Source organism: Erythrobacter sp. LQ02-29, from assembly GCF_022576075.2.
Taxonomy (GTDB): Bacteria; Pseudomonadota; Alphaproteobacteria; order Sphingomonadales; family Sphingomonadaceae; genus Alteriqipengyuania.
Genome location: NZ_JANCNT010000001.1, coordinates 2,507,765 through 2,530,524, shown reverse-complemented (window position 1 = coordinate 2,530,524; position 22,760 = coordinate 2,507,765). Strand labels below are relative to the sequence as shown.

Genomic DNA, 22,760 nt, shown 5'->3' with positions numbered 1-22,760 from the left:
TTACGGTCGCATGCGCGATGATCGTCGCGACGTGGTGCCTCGTGTCGCCCGCAGCGGCGGAGGACGGTTACGATCTGTGGCTGCGCTACGCCCCGCTGGAAGGGGAAGCACGGACCGCGCTCGACCGGTTCGATCCGGTGATTGTGCGGCCCGCCGGTGCGCACAGGGATACTGTCGACATCGCGGTAGCGGAGCTGGAGCGGGGCCTGTCGTCGCTTATGGAACGACCGCTCCACGCCGGCGGAACGGGCGCGATAGCGCTCGAATGCAATGCCGCGGTGGAAGGCGCGCGGGACGGTTACGATATCGCCGGCAGCGAAACAGGCATCACGATCCGGTCTAACAGCGACACCGGCTGCCTTTACGCTGCCTTCTCGTTGCTGCGGTATCTGTCGCTCGGCAACGAACCGCACACCGTCGATCTGAAATCTTCTCCCGCAATGCCGTTGCGCATGCTCGACCATTGGGACAATCCTGATGGCAGCGTGGAGCGCGGTTATGCCGGGCGTTCGATCTTCGATTGGTGGCACCTGCCAGAGGTGCTCGACCGGCGGATGATCGACTACGCGCGCGCCAACGCCTCGATCGGCATCAACGGCGTGGTCGTGAACAACGTCAACGCCAGTCCGCTGTTTCTCACCCCCCGCTATCTGCCCAAGCTGAAGCGGCTGGCGGATGCATGGCGGCCCTACGGCATCCGCCTGTATATCTCCGCCCGCTTCAGCGCGCCCAGAGACATCGGCGGGCTCGCCACCGCCGATCCGCTGGATCCGGCGGTTCGCGCCTGGTGGAGGGCGCGCGCGGACGCTATCTACGCGGCGATCCCCGATTTCGGCGGCTTTCTGGTCAAGGCGAACTCCGAAGGTCAACCCGGGCCGCAGGACTATGGCCGCACCCATGCCGATGGCGCGAACATGCTGGCGGCGGCGCTGGGCGAGCGGGGCACGGTGATCTGGCGCGCCTTCGTCTATTCCGCCGAGGACGAGACCGATCGCGCGAAGCAGGCTTACGAGGAATTCGCCCCGCTCGACGGGCAATTCGCGGACAACGTGGTCCTCCAGGTCAAGAACGGCCCGATCGATTTCCAGCCGCGCGAGCCCTTCCACCCCCTGTTCGGTGCGATGCCGAACACGCGGCTGATGCTGGAGGCGCAGGTCACGCGCGAGTATCTGGGGCAGGGCAGCGGCATCGCCTATCTCGCCCCGATGTGGACCGAGGTGCTGGACGCGCAGACCGGGCGCGGTGGGACGGTCGCGCAAGTGATTGCCCATGGTGGCATGGCGGGGGTCGCCAATACCGGCTCCGCGCGCAACTGGTCGGGCACCGACTTCGATCAGGCGAACTGGTATGCGCTAGGCCGGCTGGCATGGGACCCGGCATTGGTGAGCGACGAGATCGCACGCGAATGGGCGGCGCAGACCTTCAGCCGCGATCCCGCCTTTCTCGACCGGGTGGTGCCGATGATGCAGCGCAGCCGACAGGCGGTGGTGGATTACATGACCCCGCTCGGCCTCGCGCACCAGATGGCGACCGGTCATCACTACGGGCCGGGTCCGTGGGTATGCGATCTTGCCCGGCCGGAGTGGAACCCGTGCTATTACAGCCGCGCCGACGCCGAGGGGACCGGCTTCGACCGCACAGCCTCGGGCAGCGACGCGCTCGCGCAATACGCGCCTGCCATCGCCGAAGGGTGGGAAGACCCGGCAGCGATGGACGAGGATTACCTGCTGTGGTTCCACCATCTGCCGTGGGACTTCGAAACCCGCTCGGGCCGACCGCTGTGGGACGAACTCGTCCACCGCTACGATCGCGGTGTTGCCGAGGTCGAGACGATGGCCCGAACCTGGCGGAGCCTGCGGCCCTATGTTGATCCGGAGCGATACCGCGCTGTCGCCGAAACGCTGAACATCCAGCAGCGCGAGGCCAAGTGGTGGCGCGATGCCTCGCTTGCCTACTGGCAATCGATCAACCACCTGCCGCTGCCCGCCGGTACCGCGCCACCCGCGCACGACCTGCCATATTACCGCGCGCTCGCCTTTCCCGAGGCACCGGGCCAATGAGCGCGCGCTTGCCGTGCACGGCGAAGGGGGCTTAAGGGCTATGTCCATGGCGAGTTCCGTTTCCGCATCCGACGCCGCCTCGCGACGTCAGCGTCCCTCCCGGCGTCGGGGAGGCGCACCGACCATCGCCGATGTCGCGCGCGAAGCGCGGTGTTCCCCGATGACCGTCAGCCGCGTGATCAACGGCGAAGGCAATGTCCGCGAGAAAACGCGCGACCAGGTGCAGGAGGCGATCCGCAAGCTGAACTATTCCCCCAACCGCGCGGCGCGATCGCTGGCGGGCGGGGCGCAGTTGCGCATCGGGCTGATGTTCGACAACCCGTCTGCCTCCTATCTCAGCGAATTCCTGATGGGGGCGCTGGAAGAGGCGGGGGGGCGCGACATCCATCTCGAAGTGCAGAGCTGCGACAACGTGCCCGACAGTTCCGTCCTGGTGCGCAATCTTGTCGAAGGCGGAGTGACCGGGTTCATCCTGCCACCCCCGCTGTGCGACGATCAGAGCGTACTGGACCTCATCACCGATGCGGGCGGGATCGCGATCGCGGTGGGGCCGGGCCGGGCGAGCGGATCGCATGGGTCGGTGATGATCGACGAGTTCCAGGCCGCCTACGACATGACGAAGCATATCATCGGCCTGGGGCACGAAAGGATCGGCTTCATCATCGGCAATCCGGAACAGGTTGCGAGCGGCCGCCGGCTCAACGGGTTTCGCGCCGCGATGGAGGAAGCGGGGCTGAAGGTTCCCGGCCAGCTGATCGCGCAGGGGCAATTCACCTATCGTTCGGGCATGATGGCGGCGGAACGTCTGCTGTCGCTGCCGACCCGGCCCTCGGCCATTTTCGCTTCCAACGACGACATGGCCGCGGCGACCGTCGCCATGGCCCACCGCCGGCATCTCGATGTGCCCAGCGACATCACGGTTTGCGGTTTCGACGATACCGATCTCGCCAGCTCGATCTGGCCCGAGCTGACGACGATCCGGCAACCGATCCGGCAGATGACCGCCTGCGCGGTCGAGATGATCGCGAAGATATCCCGCCGGCCGGGCAAGCGCGATCAGCCGGAGCAGGTGATGCTCCCCTATCAGTTGATCCGGCGCAATTCCGATGCCGGTCCCAGCCTCGCGACCAGTTACAACGACGGCAGAGACGATAAATGAGCGAGCGCGAAAAACCCCGGCTTCGCAGCCGCGACTGGTTCGCCAACGAAGAGCGCATGGACATGACCGCGCTCTATCTGGAACGCTTCATGAATTACGGCGTCACGCCGGAGGAATTGCGTAGCGGCAAGCCGATCATCGGCATCGCCCAATCGGGCAGCGACCTAAGCCCCTGCAACCGCATCCATCTGGAACTGGCGAAGCGCACGCGCGACGGCATCCGCGACGCAGGCGGCATCCCGATCGAATTTCCTGTCCACCCCATCTTCGAGAACTGCCGCCGACCCACCGCGGCGATCGATCGCAACCTGCTCTATCTCGGGCTGGTCGAGCTGCTGAACGGCTATCCGCTCGACGGCGTGGTGCTGACCACCGGCTGCGACAAGACCACGCCGAGCCAGATCATGGCCGCGAGCACAGTCGATATTCCCGCGATCGTCCTTTCGGGCGGGCCGATGCTGGACGGTTGGCACAACGGCGAACTGGTCGGCAGCGGCACCGTCATCTGGCGCAGCCGACGCAAGTTGGCGGCGGGCGAGATCACGCAGGAGGAATTCCTCGACCGCGCGACCGACAGCGCGCCTTCCGCGGGCCATTGCAACTCCATGGGCACGGCGAGTACGATGAACGCGGTTGCCGAAGCGATGGGGATGAGCCTGACCGGCTGCGCCGCCATCCCCGCGCCCTATCGCGAGCGGGGGCAGTACGCCTATCGCACCGGCGTGCGGATAGTGGAAATGGTGCGCGAGGATCTGAAGCCCTCGGACATTCTGACCCGCGGGGCGTTCCTCAATGCGATCGCGGCGGTCAGCGTGCTGGGCGGATCGTCCAACGCGCAGCCGCATATCCAGGCGATGGCGGCCCATGCGGGCGTGCCTCTGCCGCCGGAAATCTGGCAGGAGTATGGGTACGACCTACCGCTGCTGCTCAACATGCAGCCCGCCGGTGAATATCTCGGCGAGCGGTTCCACCGTGCGGGCGGCGTTCCGGCCGCGCTCTGGGAGCTGCTCCAGGCGGGGAAGCTGCATAGCGATTGTCTGACTTGCACCGGGAAGACGCTGGCGGAAAACCTGGAGGGGCGGGAGAGCCGCGACCGGGAGATGATCCGCCCCTTTGCCGATCCGTTGATGGAGAAGGCGGGCTACCTCGTCCTGTCGGGCAATCTGTTCGATTTCGGCATTCTCAAGACCTCGGTCATTTCGGACGAGTTCCGCGCGCGTTATCTGTCGGCGCCCGGGCGGGAGGGGGTGTTCGAGGCGCGGGCGATCGTGTTCGATGGCTCCGACGACTATCACCACCGGATCAACGACCCCGCGCTGAATATCGACGAGGACTGCATCCTGGTGGTGCGCGGCGCAGGCGTGATCGGCTGGCCGGGCAGCGCAGAGGTGGTCAACATGCAGCCGCCCGACGCGCTGATCCGTTCGGGCACCCAGTGGCTGCCGACGCTGGGCGACGGGCGGCAGTCGGGCACCAGCGACAGCCCCTCCATTCTCAATATCTCGCCGGAAAGCGCGGTGGGCGGTGGCCTCGCGTGGCTGCGTACCGGCGATATCATCCGCGTCGATCTGAACGAGGCGACGTGCAATGCGCTGGTCGAGGAGAGCGAGATCGAGCGGCGACTGGCGGAGGAAGATACGCCGCCGATTCCAGCCAGCAACACGCCGTGGGAGGAGCTCTTCCGCGAGAAGACCGGCCAGCTGAGCGAGGGCGGGGTAATGGACTTCGCTCTGAAATATCGCGGGACGTCGCGGAAGCTGCCGCGCCATAACCACTAGCGCGCGTCGCCGGGGGTAGACCGACCTGCGAGGCAGAGCCAACCTCGCCGGAAGGGTCAGCTAGCGGCGGTCGCCGGAAGGCCGAGATCGCGGCGTGCGGTGTGTGCGCGGATCACCGCCAGCATTCCTGCGTCGCTGTCGAAATTGCCATACCAGCCCTGCGGCTCGTGCGGCGGATCGCCCATATAGGCGTGGTCGCCATCGGCGAAACGGTAGTCGCCATGCGCCGCGCGCGCCTCGCCGTTCCAGGCCCAGAACCCGCTCCCCGCGATCGGCCCGCCGCGGCGCCAGCTGTCCTCGACCGCGTCGTAGATCAGGCGGTAAAACCGCTGACGCCATTCGGTTTTCGCCGCCGGGTCGTAGCTTTCCCCGTCACGGGGGAAGCCGAATTCCTCCACGATCATCGGCTTGCCCAGATCGCGCGCGAGCCGCTCGTGCGTGTCGAGATAGGCGGAGGTTTTCTCCTGCACGGTGGGCCAGGTCCCTTGCAGATCGTCCCCGTCGGCCCATTCCCAGTTCAACGGCCAGATATGCGCGGTGAGATAGTCGACATTGCGATGGGCGCGCAGCACGACCGCTTCCTGCCCGTTGCAGCCCTCCGTCCCCTCCTGCCCCAGCGAGACCATGTGGTTCGGGTCGAGCGCGCGCAGCCGGGCAGCGGTGGTGTCGATCCAATCGTAATAGGCTGCCTTGTTCCGTGCGATCGCCGCATCGCTTCCCCCTGCGCGCGGTTCGTTCGCGAGCTGCCAGGAAAAGATCGCCGGATCGTCCACATAGCGCCGCCCGGTGATCGTGTTGGTGCGCCCGACAATCCGCTGCAGATGCGTGTCGTAGAATTCGCGCGCGGTCTCGTTGGCGTAGAATTGCGCGGTAGCGTCGGCGAAGGCGGGCCAGGGATGTGCGGGGTCGCCCATGTCCATATAGGTGCCGGTCGCGCGCCACAGCAGCGTCTGCAAACCGCCCGACCATTCCCAGAAATTGGAGAGCACCAGCACCGCGGTCATGCCGCGCTTGCCGAGCTCCGCCATGGCGTAGTCCAGCCCTGCGAAGAGCGCCGGATTGGGGGAGCCGTCGGCGCGGGTGAAGCCCGGCTTGATCGAATGGTTCAGCGGCCCCTCCTCCGCGCTCGCCATGATCCGCAGGTTGTTGATCCCCAACGCCTGCAACCGGTCGAGTTCTCGCCGCAAACGCGCGCGATCCCCGTAATCGGTATCCGCGCCCAGCCAGGCGGCATACCACATGTTCGCGCTCGTCACGCGATAGGGCTTGGCATCGCGCAGGAACGCGCTGCCGTTGCGGCTGACGAAGCCCGTCGGGGGGGCGGGCGAAACGATGCGGCCGCACCCCGCCAACGTCACTGCCATCGCGCTGTTGGCAAGAAGAGCGCGCCGCGAAACCTTCATTGCGCAATCTCCAGTTCGAAGCCGGGCACGGGAAGCCCGCGCCCGTCGAACAGATTGACGATCGGCGCATCGGCCCAGGCATAGCGGACGCGCGTCGCCGGGCGACCGTCCTCCGCGATAATCAGCCGGTCGCCCTCGATCCGAGCAGGGGCGTAGCGACAGCTCTCCTGCTCCTCCCCGCACAGTTCGACGCCCAGCGGGTCGGCACCGCTGAAAACGACGAGCCCGTCCCTCAGACCGTTGGAGTTCACCACGATCTCGCCCGAACCGCGCGTGGCGGAAACGGGCATCGGCATCGCTTCGCCTTCGGCCCCCATCGCCAGCCGTTCGCCGACCTCCAGCTTGTTGGGCGGATGCAGCTCGTTCCAGGCACCGAGGTCGATCGCGCTCGCAAGCGCGGCGTTCCCGTCGGCGGCCACCACGGCGCGCTCGGCCTCGCGGATCTCGGCCCATCCTGAAGCGCCGGGGCCTGCCCGCCGCTCGCCGAAATCGGGCAGCTGAACCACCAGCATCCGCATCTGTTCGCCGAACTGCGCGCGCCAGCCCGCCAGCAGCGCGGTCAGGCGGTCGGCATAGCCCGGAATGCCCGCATCGCTTTCCCCCTGGTACCAGGCGGCCCCGGCGAAGCGCATGGGGCCGAGCGGCGCGATCATGCGGTTGTGCATCCCGCCGATCCCGGCGATCGTGTCCCACGGCGCGCGGGGCGGAGAGCCGCGCTCCTGCGCCACGGCATATTGCCACCCATCGGCCAGCGGAATGGTCGCGCCGCCATCGACCGCGAAGTTCAGGCGCTCGGGCGCGCTCTGGAAACCGCCCGATCCCCAGCCGTTCGCGGCGACCACCAGCACTTCGTTCGACCCTTCGTGCAGATAGCTGGCGGGCACGGCATAGTGGCGTTCGGTATCCCAGCTGAAGGTGTTGCCGACCGGCTTGCCATTGACGAAGGTCATGTCGCCATCGTCGATGATGCCGATCGACAGCGTGCCGCCCGCTTTCGCCTGCGCCGCGGAAAGCTCCACTCGCCGCCGCAGCATGACGTTGCGCGCCGGATCGGCGGCGAGGGAGGTGCCCTGCCAGTCGGTCCATGGCGCGATCTTCGGCACGTCCTGCCACGCGACCGCTTCGGGGTCGTTCCACGGCTCCGAGCCGCCATTATGCGCGCGCCACCAGTCTTCCCAACCGGGAGCGAAGGCGACCGTCGCCCCCTGCGGATCGGTGCCGTATTGCCGCAGCAGCGCCATCTGCTCCGCGCCGTAGAAGCGCTCCCCCGATTGCGGGGTCAGCCAGGCGCGAATCTGCGATCCGCCCCAATAGGACCCGACCACGCCGATGGGGATGTCGAGATCCGCTCTCAGTTTCTGCGCCATGTAGAAACATGGGGCGGAGAAGGAGGGGACGACGTCGGGCGCGGACGCCCGCCATTCCACCGGTGTGCCGAAGGTATCCTGCGGCTGCGTGGCGGTGGCTTTGGGTATGGCGAGTATGCGCAGTTTGGGATCGGCGGCACCGGCGATCCGCTGCGCCCCCATGATCGATCGCTCGACCGGAAATTCCATGTTCGACTGCCCCGAACACAGCCAGACGTCGCCGACCAGGATATCGGTCCAGCTGGCCGAACCGCTCGGATCGGTCACCGTGAGTGTCAAACCGGTATCGTCCGCCTGCCGGGCGGGAAATTCGAGGTGAAAATGCCCCTGCGCATTGACCTTCGCGGTCGCCTTCGCCGTGCCGAGCGTAGCGGCAACAGTTTTGCCGGGCTGGGCCGTACCCGCGATGACGATCGGCTGCCCGCGTTGCAGCACCATGTGATCGCTATAGGCGGCGCCGAGCGTTGGAGCGGCGAGGGCTGGAACAGCGGCGGCGAGGGTCGCGAGCGACGCGAAACCGGCCGCGACCCTCACGACAGCTTCGCGGGAGTTTGCGCGAAGCCCTTCACAGGGGCATCGAAAGCGAACAGGCCGCCCGCTTCGGGGAACGCCTTCATGTCGGCATCTTCCATGTTCTTGGTCGCGGTGGTGACATAGGCGGTGTCGAGCTCGGCCCCGCCAAACGCCATCTTGGTCACGTCGCGCGCGGGGATCGCGATTTTCGCGACCAGCTTTCCGTCGGGCGAATAGCGCGCGACATGCTCGCCCCAGTAGAGCGCGGTCCACAGGTGATCCTCGGCGTCCACCACCGGGCCATCGGGGAAGGCGTCGGGGAAATCTTCGCCGGTGTTCGCGAAGGGCCGCGCTTCGCCGACGCCCTCCTGCGTCAGGTCCGCGACCATAATCCGCTTGTTTGCGGTGTCGGTGAAATAGATGCGGTCCCCTTGCGCGCTGACCGCGGGACCGTTGGTGATGGTGATTCCGGACGGCCCGGCGGGGCGGACGTCGCCGCGATCGAACACGTAGAAACGGCCGCTCGCGCTGTCCTCTCCATCATCCATGGTGCCGAACCAGACGCGGCCCCACGGATCGGTACAGGCATCGTTGAGCCGGTTGGTCGCACTCTCGCCGGGCACATCGCGCAGATGCTCGAACCGCTGGCTGGCGGGATCGAAGGTGTAGAGCCCGTCCTGCAAGCCGCACAGCAACAGGTCGTCGGTCGTCGGGATCGCCCAGCCGATCTGGCCCGGGGCCTCTGCGGCGGAATTGCTGCCGGTCGCGGGGTCGAAATGCCACAGCAGATGGCGCTTGATATCGACGAACCAGACGACTTGTCGGCGCGCGTCCCACAATACGCCTTCGCCCAGCTTGGCCTCGGCATCGAAAACCCGTTTCACGTCCGGCATCACCGCCATCCTGCATCCACCCAGTAATTGTGCCCGGTGCAATAGCGGGCGTCGGCGCTGGCAAGAAACAATGCCATCGCCGCGATGTCCACCGGCTGGAGGCGCCCGTCGAGACATTGCGCCGCCACGATTTCGGCCTCGCCTTCGGGCGTGTACCATTTCTGCTGACGGGGCGTCTGCACATTGCCCGGAATGATCGCGTTGACGCGGATATTGTCCCGGCCCAGCTCGCGCGCGAGGCTGCGGGTCAGACCCTCGATCGCCGCTTTCGCCGTCTGGTAGAGAGTCAGATCCTCCAGCCCCAGATGCCAGCTGATCGAACCGAGATTGATGATACTGCCGCCACCTGCAGCCTGCATGGTGGGGGCGACCGCCTGCGCGGCGAAGAACTGGTGCTTCAGGTTCACCGCCATGCGCTCGTCCCAGTATTCGGGGGTCACGTCGGCGATCTTGTGCCGATCGTCGTTGGCGGCGTTGTTCACCAGTACGTCGCAACCGCCCAGCCGCTCCACGATCTCGCCGAGCGTCGCGCCGTACCGGGCGACGTCGGTGATGTCGCAGTGGACGTAGGTCGGCGCGATTTCCGCATTACCGAGGCGATCGATCAGCGCCTGGCTAGGCCCGTCCTGCACGTCGAGAAACGTGACCGCCGCGCCCTGCCGCACGAAGCCTTCGACGATCCCCTCGCCAATGCCCGAGCCACCGCCACTGACGATCACCTTCTTGCGCACCAGACTTGGATATATCGCCGCGTCTGTCTTGGGCTTCAAACTCACCTCCGCCATTCGGCCTGCCACTCCCGGAATATAATCATATTTATGCTTGTCTAGAGATCAGATCTTGTCGGCAAGCCCGCGCGCGGCGAGGCTGCGCATGAATTCGCCGATGCCCATCGTCCATGCGGGCGCATCGCGCGCGATGGTGACGGTGTTGGTCAGGGTGCCGATCCGATCCGACCGGATGGTGACGACATCGCCCACCTTGTGTGTGAAGCCCGCGCCGGGCGTGTCGCGATCCTGAACCGGTGCGAACAGGGTGCCGCAGAACAGCACGAACCCGTCCGGATAGTGATGCTCGGTCAGGCATTGCGCTACGAGATCGGTCGGATCGCGGCTGATCTCGGCCATGACGTTGCGCCCTTCGAGGTGATAGCCCTCGGGCCCGTCGACGGTCAGTTCGACCTCCGCCTGGCGCACGTCGTCGAGCGTGTAGCCATCGTCGAACAGCCGGATGAACGGGCCGATGGCGCAGCTGGCGGTCGCGTCCTTCGCCTTGGACAGGAGGAGCGAGGAGCGGCCCTCGATATCGCGCAGGTTCACGTCGTTGCCCAGCGTCGCGCCGACGATCTCGCCCTGGGCGTCGCACACGATCACGACCTCGGGTTCCGGATTGTTCCAGTGCGAGTCCGACCGGATACCGATTTCCGAGCCTCCTCCGACGGAGGAAAGTACGGGGGACTTGGAGAAGATTTCCGCATCCGGGCCGATCGCCACTTCGAGATAGGGCGACCACATGCCTTCCTCGAGCAGCGCCGCCTTCAGCTCGCGCGCCTCCGCACTACCCGGGACCACCGCGCGGATACCCGCGCCGATGCGCTCTTCCAGTTGCGAGCGGATTTCGGACGCGCGCGCCGCGTCGCCGCGGGCGCGTTCCTCGATCACGCGTTCGATCGCGGACACCGCGAAGGTCACGCCGCTCGCCTTGATGCATTGCAGGTCGATCGGCGACAGCAGCGTCCACCCTTCGGGCAGGCCGTCCTCCACCGGGCCGATGTCTTCTCCGCCGTCGAAGTCGCGGCGGGCGATCGCACCCGACACGCTGGCCGCCCGCGCAGTGATGTCGAAAATCCGCCCGTCGCGGATCGCGATGACGACCGGCCCCTCCGGCCCGTCCGCCCGGCCGATGAAGCGGCCCGAACGATAATCCTGCGGCAATAGTTCGATGATCCGGTTGACCGGCATATGCTCTTGTCCTCTCCCTTGATAGCGCTACCATAAGAAGGCGGCAGCGCGGGAGCAAGCGCAAAGACCGCCGGATCGGGAGAGAGCAGAATGGGTAAGGCGAGGGCACTTCGCAGCGCGGTGCTGGCAATGGGACTGATCGGCACGCCGGTCGCGGCGACACCGACCGCCTATTTCGATTCGGTTTCCTACCGTGCGCTGGAACCGGCGCCAGATGTCCCAGCCGGAGACTTTCGCAATCCGATCCTCCCCGGCTTTCAACCTGACCCGTCCATCGTGAAGGTCGGTTCGGACTTCTACCTGGTAACTTCGACTTTCAGCTGGTTTCCGGGACTGCCGATCTATCACAGTACCGACCTCGTTCATTGGCGGCAGATCGGGAATGCGATCGACCGGACGGGCATGGTGGATTTCGCCGGGCTGGGCACCAATCGCGGCCTGTTCGCCCCCGCGATCAGCCATCACGACGGGAAGTTCTGGATCGCGAACACCTGCATCGAATGCGGCGGGAACTTCGTGATTACCGCCAAAAACCCCGCAGGACCGTGGAGCGATCCGGTCTTCCTCGACTTCGGCGGGATCGATCCCTCGCTCGTGTTCGAGCCCGACGGCTCCGCCTGGATCGCCTATAACGATGCCCCGGCGGGTGAGCCGCGTTACGAGGGACATCGCGCGCTCTGGCTGCAACGCTTCGACCCGAATGCGATGAAGATGATGCCCGAACGACACCTGCTGGTCGATGGCGGCGTCGACCCCTCAACCAATCCCGTGTGGGCGGAGGGTCCGCATATCTATCGCGTGGGCGACTGGTATTACCTGATGGCCGCCGAAGGGGGCACGGCGGACCAGCATTCGGAAACGATCTATCGTTCGCGTACTCTTACCGGGCCCTACCAACCCGGTCCGAACAATCCCATCCTGACGCAGCGCGATCTGCCGCCCGATCGCAGGGACCGGGTCGAGGCGACAGGGCACGCCGATCTGGTGCAGTTGGACGACGGTAGTTGGTGGGGCGTGTTCCTCGCCACTCGGCCTTTCGCGGGCCAATCGACCCTGCTCGGGCGCGAGACGTTCCTGCTGCCCGTCACCTGGGACGGCGGCTGGCCTACCTTCCTGCCCCACGGCAAACCGGTGCCATTGCAGCTGGCAGCGCCCGATCTGCCACGATCCGAAGCCACGGACTGGCGCGAATGGCGCGAAGAATTCACCGCGCCCCTGTCCGACGCATGGATCGGATTGCGTACGCCGGACACGATGCAGCGTTGGCTGGTCGAGACAGGCCGAAAAGGGCGGCTCGCTCTCATTCCTTCGACCGAACCAGCCGGAGGGGGCAAGCCAAGTTTCGTAGGTCGACGCCTGCGACACGAGAACGCCGCGTACGAAACCCACCTCGATTTCGCGCCCGGTAAGGAGGGCGATTTCGCCGGACTGCTGGCACTGATGGACGAATCCCACTTCCTCGCCTTCGGACGAGAAGGGGATGCGATCGTCGCGCGCATCCGCAGTTCGGCGGACCAGGACGAGCGCGGCGAGCTGGTCGCATCCGCGCCCTATCGCCCGAGCGATCCGCTAGACCTCAGAATGGAGATTAGAGGCGGCGAGGCGCGGCTCGAATGGCGCAAGGCAGGTGAAGGTCGCTATGTGGAGCTCGGCGCGCCGATCGATATCGAGCCGCTCGCGACCATCCATGCGGGGCTGTTCACCGGGCTCGTCGTCGGCCCGTACGCAGTCAGCGCGGAGTGAGCAGATAGACCGCCGTGTCGCGCGGGGCGACCCGAACCGAGAGAGTGCTGTCGGTCGATCCCGCCTGTTTGCCTGTCCAAGCATCTACGACGGCATAGTTACGTTCGCCGAATTTGGGATCGCGGCCCGTCATCGCGTCGTTCAACTCCCCGTTCGCCCAGTCAATGGCGATCTCGCGCGCGGTGTCGGAACGGTTGAGGACCGCGATCGCCCAGCGGTCCTGCGCCAGCGGCTTCGCCCAGATGCCGGTCTCGGGGGTGCCGCGCCAGAGAAATCCCGGAATGCCTAGCGGATCCTGATCGATCGCGACGATCCGTGGATTGGCCAAAATATCGGTGATCGGATCGGTCATCCCGACGACATCCGTGCCCATGATCAGCGGCGCGGCGAGCATCGCCCACATGGCGAAGTGCGACCGGTTCTCCGCCAGCGTCGGCAGGTTGCCGACCTCCATCATGTCGGGATCGTTCCAGTGGCCGGGGCCGGCATAGGCGCGCAAGGGGCGCTGCTTGTCGAGGATCGGCAGGACACCGAGGCTCGACCAGCTGCCATGGCCCAGCTCGCAGTTCCAGCAATTGGTAATGTCGCCCGTAGTACGCCAGAGCTGGCCGTACTCCTTGGCCCACAGCCATGGTTCGTTATCGCCCCATTCGCAGATGGCCAGGATCATCGGACGCCCGGTGGTGGCGATGGCGCGGGCCATCGTGCCATAGGCTTCCCGTGGGTTGCGCTGCGCAGGGCCGGTGCCGGTCGCGCACCAGTCGTACTTGATGTAGTCGACGCCCCAGCGCGCATATTGCGCCGCATCCTGGAACTCATGGCCCTGGCTCCCGGGCCGTCCTGCACAGGTCGTCGCGCCCGCGTCGGAATAGATGCCGAATTTGAGGCCGCGCTCGTGCAGATAATCGCCCAGCGCCCGCATGCCGGAGGGGAAGCGCTTCGGATCGGGCTGGATAAAACCCTGACTATCGCGCTCACCGTGCCAGCAATCGTCCAGATTGACGAAGGTATAGCCCGCATCGCGCAGTCCCGATGCGACCATCGCATCGGCGGTGCGCCTTATCAGCTCCTCGTCGATCTCGCAGCCGTAGTGGTTCCAACTGTTCCACCCCATCGGTGGGGTCGCGGCGAGCATGGGGGCCTCCTGGGCCGCGACCGGTGGCACCGTCGCTAGGGAGGTGCTCGCCGCGACCAGAACGCCGAACGCGGCGAGCGCGCGCATCAGTTCGCCTTGAAGATATAGACCGGTCCGATATCGACCGACTGGGCCGCGCCGGCGAAATGCAGCGCAAGCCGCGCCTGACCGGCCGCAAATGCCCGGGTCGCCGTGGTTTTGATCCGGATCAGCTGCCATTTCGGGCCAACCGAGAACGCATTCTCGCCGAACCCGTCATAGGGCGGCTCGCTGCCTTGAACGCGCATCTCGATCCTTGCCTTGCCATCGGGCGTTTGCGCGCTCTCGGTCTTGGCTGCGATCGCTATCATCAGCTGGTCGCCCGCCGCGATCGGCGCGTCGATGGGAATCGCGGTGGTCAGATCCCATGGGTTCGCCCCGGCCGCCTGGGCGGTAAAATTGGTCGACTTGCCCAACCAGATGGTGGGGTCGTCCCTATTCTCGAACGTGCCTGTGGCGGCGGAGTTGCTCCAGTTGCGGGTCGCGGGATCGTTGATCAGCGTGCCTGAGCCTTTGAGCGCGTCGGGCACGGCCGGCTCGGGCGCGGTCTTGGTTACCTTCTGCGTGGTTACGATCGACGGCGCGCCCTCTATGACGATCGCCTGACCGATTTCGATCACTTGCTTCGCACCGCCCAGCTGCAGCACGACGTTGGCGACATCCTGCGCCATGTTGCGATCGGCGACGCCGCTGACCTCGTACCAGTCCCAGTCGGAACCGATCTTTAACGTCGCATCCCCGAACCCCGGATAGGGGGGCGAGTTCTGCTGGAACCGCACACCGATCACTCCCTTGCCGTCGGGCGTTTCGGCCGAAATGGTACGGGCGTAGAAGCCGACGGTCATCGTCTGGCCGCGCTCTATCGCGGCGGTCAGCGGGATGGTCGTTTGCGCTTCCCACGGGTTGGCTGGTTTCGCGGCGATGGTGTAGCGCCGCGCCGCGCCGCCGCCGGGAATGGCCGCATCCTTTACCACCTCGGTCTTGAAATCGCCCTGGGTGCCCCAGTCGATGCGGGTCGGATCGTTGACCAGATGGCCGGGCAATTGGTCGTCGAGCTGCTGCAGCGTCGCATTGGCCTGCTTGGGATAGCTCGCGGCCATTTCCCGGCGATCAGCCTTCGACGCGGCCGGTTCCTTCAGCCCGATCGCCCCGAGCATGCCGGGGAGCCAGCGATCCGCCCCCCGATCATAGAGGGGGAAGGTATTGGCATAGGCCCACTGGCACATGTCGATGCCGGCCGGAGCAAAGGTGTCGTGAACCGCCTTGGCATAGGCGACCCGTTGATCGAGCGGAATGTTCGCTTCGTACGCCCCGGTTTCGCCCATGAACGGAACGGTGCCGGTCCGCTCCTCGAAAGCCTTCACCTTGGCGAGGTCGTCCTGTAGCCGCTGCCGGTCGGCCTGCGTGCCGTAGACGCGACCGACGGGCGGGATGTTCGGCCCGGCCCAGCTCGCGCCCTGATGGGTGAAGTCGAACGGTTCGTAGTAATGGAACGTCGGATAGACGTTCGGATCGTCGGGCAGCGTCAGGGTCTTGAGCGAGTCGATCCCGCTCCAGCTTTGCCCGCCATAGATTACCGGCCTATCGGGATTGGTTTCGCGCACGACCGCCAGCGCCGGGTCGAGCACCTGGCGCAGATTGCTGTCGTCGAACTTGTCGTGCGGCTCGTTCTCGATCTCGAACCACAGGGTATCGTTCGGGTAGTCCTTGAATGTCTCGGCGATCTGGTGCCACACGCCGGTATGCCAAGGCTGAGTCTGGAGAGGCGTGGCGTAGATCGGCTCGAAATGATGGCTGTTGAGGATGACCTTCAGCCCTGCTGCCTGTGCCTGATCGACGGCGGTCTTGACCTGCTTCATCCAGGCCGGGTCGATGGTGTAGGGCGCACTCGACATGCTGCGCTCGTCCCAGCGAACGGGCATACGCACGGTGTCGAATCCCGCCGCCTTGATCCGCGCGAAGTCGCGTGCGGTCACTGCGCCGTTGCCAAGGTCGTGATCCTTGGACACCTCGAACGTGTTGCCGATATTCACGCACGCTCCGATCGGTAGCGAGCGGTCCTGAGCGGCGGCGGGCAGGGTAATGGCGGCAACGCTTGCGGCCAGCGCGAACTTCCAGGTCTTCATAATTCTCTCTCCCCTTTTTGTTAGCGTTACCATGCCATCGCGCGGCTCTGCAAGACGCTCTGCGGGCCGTTAGCTGCCGCCTGTCAGGATGCTCGCGATGAACCGTCGAATCCGACTGTCCCGCTCCGGCGAGGGCGAGCCGGTGACGCCGCGCGCATGTAGCGGGATATGGTCTGCGCTTGCGGGGGCGTCCGCTGCGAAAACCATATGCTCGAACCATGCACGCCAGGCCTCGCGCTGCGGCTCCGGCCGGTCGCGGATTGCCAATATGGCGTGGACCAGGGCCACGAAGCCGCCACCGTGCGGAGTATCGTTATGCCAGTAATTGACGAGGATGTTCACCGGATCGCGGGCTGCGACGTGATGCCACCACAGTGTGGGGATGTAGATCGCGTCGCCCGGCTCCAGCTCCGCGAAGGAAGCACGCTCCAGCGCATGCTCGAACCGCGGATAGGTCTCCATATCGGGCGCCAGCGGATCGACCATGCTGACGGGCTGACCGGCCAGCGTGACGTCGAGCGGCCCGACATACAGATCGCCCACGGTATCGGGCGGGAAAAGCGTGAAGCGCCGCTGACCCAGAGCGACCACGGCAAAATTGTCCGACAGGTCGAAATGGGTCGAAACCTGCGTCGCGTTGCCGAGCCAGACCCGCGTCGTCGCGCCGGTCGCGGTCCCTGCGAAGAGAAAGGGGTTCGCCTCCTCCAGCCCCGGCGTATGGACCGCCGCTTCGGCCGCGCCGGCATAGACCCCCATCGGCTCGTCTTGCATTGCCAGTTCGCGCAGATGCGCGGCAACCTGGGCTATCGTTCCCTGCCGCCGCTGGAAGTTGAAACCGCGCATGTCGGGGGCGTAGAAGAACCGGCCGCGTTCCTGCGGCGGGGCCAGCATCACGTCGGTGGGCACGCCGCTGTCGAGACGTTCGAGGTAGGAGAGGGCCTCTCCGACATCTTCGCGCCCGGCAGCGACCAGCGGCCACTCGCGCGCAACGCCGCGCATGACCACCGGGCGATACGAAGGGGCCACTTCGCGCTCGAACGCCTCGCGCGTGGTGGCGGCGGAGATTTCCTCGATCTGATCCATGAGCGAGAGCTTAGCAGCGCAGCGCTGCTATTGGCAGGGCAGAGACACCTCCGCGTCGGTGCCCAACCGGACCTCGCCAATCGCGTAATCCGCTTCCCCGCTCGTTTCGAGCACGAACGGCTTCATCAGGCTCGCCATGGGCGCGCCGCGCTGGCGCAGGCATTTGAGCGGAATGCCGAAGCGTATCCAGCCGGTGCCCGCAGTCATTGGCAGATTGACGAACGCCTCCTTCCCGTCGCCTCCAGCCGCACCGATCCGCGCCGCGTCCGGTGCATCCCACACCTTCAGCGTGACGAGCATCGAGACCTCCGCATTGGTTTCCTTGTCGAGGTTGACGGGGTCGAAATTGCGGAGCGCGACCTGGGCCGTGCCGCCCGATATGGCAAAGCGGCGGCCACCTTCCTGTTTCAGATAGTCGGTCGCCGTGACTGTTGCCCTGCCGCCCAGCGCCGCGGCGGGTACGGTGGTGATGCGCGTTTCCTCGCCGGTCCCGGTACCGCCGACCAGCAACGACCAGCTCGATGCGGGCTGACCGCCGGAGAACCAGACGCGCGAATCTCCTGCCGAGCCGACGTCTACTTCGGCAAGCGGGGTCCACGGCTTCGCGCTACTGGCGTAACTCAGGCCGAACCCGCGATCGAACAGCGCACCATCGGCCATGTCCGGCGTACGTGGCCAGCGGGCCGGCAGCGTTCCGCTGAAATCATGGCGCGGTTTGCCCGATGCGTCGGCGATCAGCACGTCGGCGAGCCCTTCGCCCTCGCTACCCGGAAGCCAGGTAACGACGAAGGCATCCGCCGTGTTGAGCGCCGGATTGACGTAGAGCGGACGCCCAGTGATCATCACCGCGACGACCGGAATACCCTGCGCCTTAAGCTTGCGCATCGTCTCGTAAGGCCCGGTGAGCGCGGCATCGAGCGCCAGCGTCGCGCGGTCGCCCTGAAATTCGGCATAGGGTTTCTCGCCAAAGATCACGATCGCCGCGTCGGGCTTCGTCGAATAGCTGCCATCGGCCGACATAACCGCGCTGCCGCCGCCCGCCTCGACGGCTTTCTTCAACCCCGCCCACAGCGAGGTGGCGCCAGGAAATTGCGAGTTGTCGAGCCCGGTACCCTGCCAGCTGATGGTCCAACCGCCCGACTGGCGGGCGATATCGTCCATCCCTTCACCCGCGACCAGCAGGCGACCGCCCGGCTTGATCGGCAGGACACCCTGGTTCTTGAGCAATACCAGCGACTTCCTCACCGCCTCGCGCGCGATGGCGCGATGTTCGGGAGAGCCGAGCCGGCCCCATTCGCCCGACAGCGGGCGGCTGGACGGCTTGCCCGCATCGAACACGCCGAGCCGCGCCTTTACCCGCAGGATGCGCATGACCGCATCGTCGATCCGATCCATCGGGATGGTGCCCGCCTTCGCCTTCGCCAGAAGGTCGGTGTAGATCGGCTTCCAAGTGTCGGGGGCCATGTACATATCGACCCCGGCTTCCAGAGCCTGGGGACAGCTGTCGTTGCTGCAGCCTTCGACCTGACCATGGGCATTCCAGTCGGTGACGATGAAGCCCCCAAAATCCATGCGGTCTTTCAGCACGCCGGTCAGCAGGCTCTCATTTCCGGTCATCTTGCGGCCTTGCCAGCTGGAGAAGCTGGCCATTACCGTCGCTACGCCGTTCTCGATCGCCGGACCGTAGGGGAGCCCGTGAACGTCTCGCAGTTCCTTTTCGCTGATCTGGGCATCGCCCTGGTCGACGCCGTTCTTGGTGCCGCCATCGGCCAGGAAGTGTTTGGTCGATGCAATCACGTAAGGTCCGGCCAGCAGGTCCTGATTATCGGGCGACCCCTGCAGCCCGCGGACCATCGCGCCGACATAGGACGCGACCAGTTCTGGATCGGACGAATATCCCTCGTACGCGCGGCCCCAGCGCCAGTCCTGCGGCACGGTGACGGTCGGGGCGAAGGTCCATTCCTGGCCCGTCACGCGGATCTCCTCCGCCGTCGCGCGACCGATCTTCTCGATCAGGGCGGGGTCGTGCGCCGCGCCGAGCCCGACATTGTGTGGGAAGACAGTGGCACCGATGATGTTCGAGTTTCCGTGAACCGCGTCGATACCCCAAATCACCGGGACTCCGACACCGCCATCGCTTGTGTCTACCGACGCGGTGTAGAAATCGTCCGCCGCCTTCAGCCAGGCGGGCGGGGGGGCCAGATCGTCGCCATAGGGCCCGCTGTTCCCACCGACCAGGATCGACCCGAGATTGTATTTCTTCACCTCGTCGGGGGTGACGCAGCACAGGTCGGCCTGAACGAGTTGGCCGATCTTTTCCTCCAGCGTCATTCGCGCGAGGATGCTTTCGATCATCGTTTCCTCCGCGGGGGGAGTTTTTACCGGGTAGGTATATGCCGGCCATTTGGTCGGATGCGCGATCCCTGCGCCGTGCGCTTCAGCCTGGCCCGCCATCTCGGCGCCAGCGGGTAACGCGGTGGAGCCCGGCATGGTCGCGCAGGACGCGAGAAGCCCGGCGACGAGGCACAGGGGTGCCATGGAGCGGCGATCGATCATTTTCCCTCCCGAAGAATCCGCGCCGTTGTCGTGCGCGATTGTGAGCGCTACCATGCCCTCGGCGACGTGATGGATGCAAGCACAGAATTCGTCGCCAAGGGGGAGAGGTAATGCGAAAGATCCTATCCGCGCTGTTCGCGGCAGCCATCGGACTGACGGCGGCTGTCGCGGCCCACGCAGGCGAAGTGCGGCAGGTACCGCATGGCATGATCGTCACTACTGATGACGGCGCGCAGGTCCGCGTGCTCGCCTATGCCGACGGGACGTTCCGAGTGACTGTAGGCGACGAGCTGCCGGGCGGACCATCGACGCCTATGGTAGTGGCGCAGCCCGACGGCGATCCCGCTTTTTCGCGAGACGAAGACACGGCCCGGCTGGCGACGGACCGATCGCAGGCGATCGTAAGCCTGGCCGACGGAGCGCTGCGGGTGCTCGACGCTGGCGGCAAGGTGTTGCTCGACGAATACGCTCCCGCGCGGACGATCACGCCCGTCACCCTGGAGGGGCAAACCTGGTACGCCACGCGGGCCCAGTTCAATCGCGGAACGGACGAGGGATTGTTCGGCCTGGGCCAGCACCAGAACGGACAGATGAACTACAATGGCGAGGACGTCGAACTCGCCCAGCACAACATGGCGATCGCCATACCTTATCTGCTGTCGACCCGCGGCTACGGCATATTATGGGACAACGCCTCGATCACCCGTGTAGGCGATCCCGAGCCGTACGAGCAGCTCGATCTGGGCTGGGACGCCCGGTATTATCTGGGCGACCGGTTGTCCGTAACCCGTAGGGAACCGGTGATCGACTATCAATATCTCGAGGATCAGGACAAGTGGCCCGAGGCCGCAAAGGCGGAAACGACGGCCGCGACCACAGGGCAGAATACGCAAGGGAATGCCGTGCAGACGCAACGCGTCGTGTGGACCGGCACTTTCACGCCGGACACGACCGGCACACACAAGTTCCGCCTCTATTCCTCGAGCTACGCCAAGGTATTCGCCGACGGAAAGCTGGTGCTTGATCGCTGGCGGCAGAACTGGAACCCTTGGTACCACAATTTCGAACTCGAGCTCACCCAGGGTCAGACGGTGAACCTCCGCGTCGAATGGGAGCCGAACCAGGGTTATATCGAGCTGGAACACGCCGATCCGCTGCCCGATGCCGATCGCCATTCTGTCAGTTTCGCCTCCGAAGCTGCCAGGGCGATCGATTACTATGTCGTACCGGGCGAGACGATGGACGCTCTGGTGGCGGGCTATCGCCGCCTGACAGGCCCGGCGCCGATGATGCCGCGCTGGGCCTACGGCTTCTGGCAGTCGCGCCAGCGCTACCAGACGCAGGACGAGCTGCTTGGCGCGATGAAGATGTATCGCGACGCCGGCATCCCGATCGACAATATCGTGCAGGATTGGTTCTACTGGCCGGAAGATCAATGGGGCAGCCACGCGTTCGACCCCGAGCGTTTCCCCGATCCGCAGGGCATGGTGGATGCGGTCCATGCGATGGATGGGCGGATCATGATCTCGGTCTGGCCGAAATTCTATCCCTGGACCGACAACGCCAAGGAACTGGGGTCCAAGGGTTATCTCTACCAGCGCCCGCTGGAAGCGGGCCAGAAAGACTGGGTCGGGCCCGGCTACGCCAACACGTTCTACGATCCCAATACGGGCGAGGCGCGAAATATCTATTATCGCCAGATGGCCGAAACGCTGGTGCCGAAGGGCTTCGACGCGTGGTGGATGGATGCGACGGAGCCGGACTGGCATTCCAACCTTTCGGTCGAGAAGCGCGCCTACCAAATGTATTCGGCCTCCACCGACACGCCGGGTCTCGCGATCTTCAACTCCTACCCGCTGGTCCATGCCGAGGGCGTTGCCGAGGGCCTGCGCAAGTCGCAGCCCGATACGCGGCCCTTCATCCTGACACGCAGCGGCTTCGGCGGAGTCCAGCGCGCATCTGCCGCGCTATGGTCGGGCGATGTCGCCGCGCGGTGGAGCAATCTGCGCGAGCAGGTCAGTGCAGGTTCCAACCTCTCGATCTCGGGCGTTCCCAACTGGACGCACGATATCGGCGGCTTCGCGGTCGAAGATCGCTATTCCAAGGAAGTGCCCTCGGCGATGCCCGAATGGCGTGAGCTGTACCTGCGCTGGTTCCAGTTCGGTGCCTTCACTCCGCTGTTTCGCAGCCATGGCGAATATCCCTATCGCGAGACGCCCATCATCGCGAAGGGCGATCCCGCGATGATGCAGGGCCTCGTCCATTATCATCGCCTGCGGTATCGCCTGATGCCGTATATCTACACGATTGCGGCAGGCACGCACTTCGATAGCGGCACCATGATGCGCCCGCTGGTGATGGACTTCGAAGCCGACCGGAAGGCGTGGAACGTGGACGACGAGTACATGTTCGGCCCCGCTTTCCTCGTCGCGCCGGTCACGCAGTTCGAGGCCCGCTCGCGCGAGGTCTATTTGCCTGCGGGGAGCGATTGGTATTCGGTCCTGTCGGGCCAGAAGGTCGCCGGGGGACGGACTGTCATCGCACAGGCGCCGCGCGAACGCATGCCGCTGTTCGTGCGCGCCGGGGCGATCGTTCCCATGGGGCCGGACCAGCAGTGGACCGGCGAGAAGCCCCAGGGTCCGCTCACCGTCCATGTCTTCGCCGGAGCGGACGGCGCGTTCACGCTCTACGAGGATCAGGGCACCGACATGGGCTACCAGCGCGGTGAGCTCGCGCGGATAAGCATGTCGTGGGACGACACCTCGCGGACCTTGAACATCGGCAAGCGCGATGGGCGCTTCCCCGACATGGCAGTGAATCGCGATATCACGGTCGTCTTGCATGACGGCACAAGCGATGGGCCGGTTCTGGACGAAAGCGAAGGCAGGCGGATATCATACGTCGGCGCGGCAGAGAAGGTACGCTTTTAAGGACGGAGCCTGTC

At 65.6% G+C, this 22,760-nt stretch carries 14 protein-coding genes; 5 read left to right on the top strand and 9 right to left on the bottom strand.

The features are described from left to right. The first annotated feature begins 17 nt into the window (after nt 1-17). Genes MKP08_RS12395 through MKP08_RS12385 form a run of 3 tightly spaced genes read left to right on the top strand, consistent with a single transcriptional unit; the run spans nt 18 to nt 4,997 of the window. Nucleotides 18-2,060: an alpha-glucuronidase gene (locus MKP08_RS12395; RefSeq protein WP_241554091.1), complete on the top strand. Its 2,043-nt coding sequence runs from the start codon at nt 18-20 to the stop codon at nt 2,058-2,060. A 46-nt stretch (nt 2,061-2,106) separates the two neighbouring features. Then, a complete protein-coding gene (locus MKP08_RS12390) occupies nt 2,107-3,219 on the top strand; it encodes a LacI family DNA-binding transcriptional regulator (protein ID WP_255750215.1) in 1,113 nt (370 codons plus the stop codon). Further along, nucleotides 3,216-4,997 carry an IlvD/Edd family dehydratase gene (locus MKP08_RS12385; RefSeq protein ID WP_241554089.1) on the top strand — a complete coding sequence of 594 codons (1,782 nt, stop codon included), beginning with the start codon at nt 3,216-3,218 and terminating at the stop codon, nt 4,995-4,997. Before MKP08_RS12390 ends, MKP08_RS12385 begins: the two co-directional genes overlap by 4 nt. Nucleotides 4,998-5,053: 56 nt before the next feature. On the opposite strand, the gene MKP08_RS12380 is transcribed toward MKP08_RS12385, so the two are convergent. The 5 genes from MKP08_RS12380 to MKP08_RS12360 are packed head-to-tail and all read right to left on the bottom strand — an operon-like array spanning nt 5,054 to nt 11,134. Beyond that, on the bottom strand, nt 5,054-6,400 hold the full coding sequence (locus MKP08_RS12380) for a cellulase family glycosylhydrolase (RefSeq protein WP_241554088.1): 1,347 nt from the start codon (nt 6,398-6,400) through the stop codon (nt 5,054-5,056). Further along, nucleotides 6,397-8,301 carry an Ig-like domain-containing protein gene (locus MKP08_RS12375; RefSeq protein ID WP_241554087.1) on the bottom strand — a complete coding sequence of 635 codons (1,905 nt, stop codon included), beginning with the start codon at nt 8,299-8,301 and terminating at the stop codon, nt 6,397-6,399. The genes MKP08_RS12380 and MKP08_RS12375 overlap by 4 nt, the downstream gene beginning before the upstream one ends. Beyond that, nucleotides 8,298-9,182 (bottom strand): SMP-30/gluconolactonase/LRE family protein, encoded by an 885-nt coding sequence (locus MKP08_RS12370; RefSeq protein ID WP_241554086.1) that lies wholly within the window; start codon nt 9,180-9,182, stop codon nt 8,298-8,300. Before MKP08_RS12370 ends, MKP08_RS12375 begins: the two co-directional genes overlap by 4 nt. Then, the gene (locus MKP08_RS12365) at nt 9,173-9,958 is read right to left on the bottom strand and encodes an SDR family NAD(P)-dependent oxidoreductase (protein WP_241554085.1); all 786 of its coding nucleotides are present in this window, start codon (nt 9,956-9,958) and stop codon (nt 9,173-9,175) included. The genes MKP08_RS12370 and MKP08_RS12365 overlap by 10 nt, the downstream gene beginning before the upstream one ends. A 48-nt stretch (nt 9,959-10,006) precedes the next feature. After that, the gene (locus tag MKP08_RS12360; protein WP_241554084.1) at nt 10,007-11,134 is read right to left on the bottom strand and encodes a fumarylacetoacetate hydrolase family protein; all 1,128 of its coding nucleotides are present in this window, start codon (nt 11,132-11,134) and stop codon (nt 10,007-10,009) included. Between the two features lie 90 nt (nt 11,135-11,224). Here MKP08_RS12360 and MKP08_RS12355 point away from each other — a divergent pair, with 90 nt between their 5' ends. Next, entirely contained in the window at nt 11,225-12,877 is a 1,653-nt protein-coding gene (locus tag MKP08_RS12355; protein WP_241554083.1) for a glycoside hydrolase family 43 protein, read from the top strand. Here MKP08_RS12355 and MKP08_RS12350 read toward each other — a convergent pair. From MKP08_RS12350 to MKP08_RS12335, 4 genes are all read right to left on the bottom strand, one after another. Then, nucleotides 12,864-14,099: a glycoside hydrolase family 27 protein gene (locus tag MKP08_RS12350; RefSeq protein WP_241554082.1), complete on the bottom strand. Its 1,236-nt coding sequence runs from the start codon at nt 14,097-14,099 to the stop codon at nt 12,864-12,866. The genes MKP08_RS12355 and MKP08_RS12350 overlap by 14 nt on opposite strands. Next, on the bottom strand, nt 14,099-16,177 hold the full coding sequence (locus tag MKP08_RS12345) for a glycoside hydrolase family 5 protein (protein ID WP_241554081.1): 2,079 nt from the start codon (nt 16,175-16,177) through the stop codon (nt 14,099-14,101). Before MKP08_RS12345 ends, MKP08_RS12350 begins: the two co-directional genes overlap by 1 nt. Nucleotides 16,178-16,246: 69 nt before the next feature. Continuing rightward, entirely contained in the window at nt 16,247-17,260 is a 1,014-nt protein-coding gene (locus MKP08_RS12340) for a cupin-like domain-containing protein (protein ID WP_241554080.1), read from the bottom strand. A 27-nt stretch (nt 17,261-17,287) separates the two neighbouring features. Beyond that, on the bottom strand, nt 17,288-19,816 hold the full coding sequence (locus tag MKP08_RS12335) for a glycoside hydrolase family 3 protein (protein WP_241554079.1): 2,529 nt from the start codon (nt 19,814-19,816) through the stop codon (nt 17,288-17,290). A 110-nt stretch (nt 19,817-19,926) separates the two neighbouring features. Here MKP08_RS12335 and MKP08_RS12330 point away from each other — a divergent pair, with 110 nt between their 5' ends. Further along, on the top strand, nt 19,927-22,746 hold the full coding sequence (locus MKP08_RS12330; RefSeq protein ID WP_241554078.1) for a TIM-barrel domain-containing protein: 2,820 nt from the start codon (nt 19,927-19,929) through the stop codon (nt 22,744-22,746). The last annotated feature ends 14 nt before the right edge of the window (nt 22,747-22,760 follow it).

What these genes read in the sequence shown, in the direction of transcription:
- MKP08_RS12340 (WP_241554080.1), bottom strand. Translation starts at nt 17,260, where the DNA reads ATGGATCAGATCGAGGAAATCTCCGCCGCCACCACGCGCGAGGCGTTC.
- MKP08_RS12390 (WP_255750215.1), top strand. Translation starts at nt 2,107, where the DNA reads ATGGCGAGTTCCGTTTCCGCATCCGACGCCGCCTCGCGACGTCAGCGT.
- MKP08_RS12385 (WP_241554089.1), top strand. Translation starts at nt 3,216, where the DNA reads ATGAGCGAGCGCGAAAAACCCCGGCTTCGCAGCCGCGACTGGTTCGCC.
- MKP08_RS12365 (WP_241554085.1), bottom strand. Translation starts at nt 9,958, where the DNA reads ATGGCGGAGGTGAGTTTGAAGCCCAAGACAGACGCGGCGATATATCCA.
- MKP08_RS12355 (WP_241554083.1), top strand. Translation starts at nt 11,225, where the DNA reads ATGGGTAAGGCGAGGGCACTTCGCAGCGCGGTGCTGGCAATGGGACTG.
- MKP08_RS12360 (WP_241554084.1), bottom strand. Translation starts at nt 11,134, where the DNA reads ATGCCGGTCAACCGGATCATCGAACTATTGCCGCAGGATTATCGTTCG.
- MKP08_RS12395 (WP_241554091.1), top strand. Translation starts at nt 18, where the DNA reads ATGATCGTCGCGACGTGGTGCCTCGTGTCGCCCGCAGCGGCGGAGGAC.
- MKP08_RS12330 (WP_241554078.1), top strand. Translation starts at nt 19,927, where the DNA reads ATGCGAAAGATCCTATCCGCGCTGTTCGCGGCAGCCATCGGACTGACG.
- MKP08_RS12370 (WP_241554086.1), bottom strand. Translation starts at nt 9,182, where the DNA reads ATGGCGGTGATGCCGGACGTGAAACGGGTTTTCGATGCCGAGGCCAAG.
- MKP08_RS12345 (WP_241554081.1), bottom strand. Translation starts at nt 16,177, where the DNA reads ATGAAGACCTGGAAGTTCGCGCTGGCCGCAAGCGTTGCCGCCATTACC.
- MKP08_RS12380 (WP_241554088.1), bottom strand. Translation starts at nt 6,400, where the DNA reads ATGAAGGTTTCGCGGCGCGCTCTTCTTGCCAACAGCGCGATGGCAGTG.
- MKP08_RS12350 (WP_241554082.1), bottom strand. Translation starts at nt 14,099, where the DNA reads ATGCGCGCGCTCGCCGCGTTCGGCGTTCTGGTCGCGGCGAGCACCTCC.
- MKP08_RS12335 (WP_241554079.1), bottom strand. Translation starts at nt 19,816, where the DNA reads ATGATCGATCGCCGCTCCATGGCACCCCTGTGCCTCGTCGCCGGGCTT.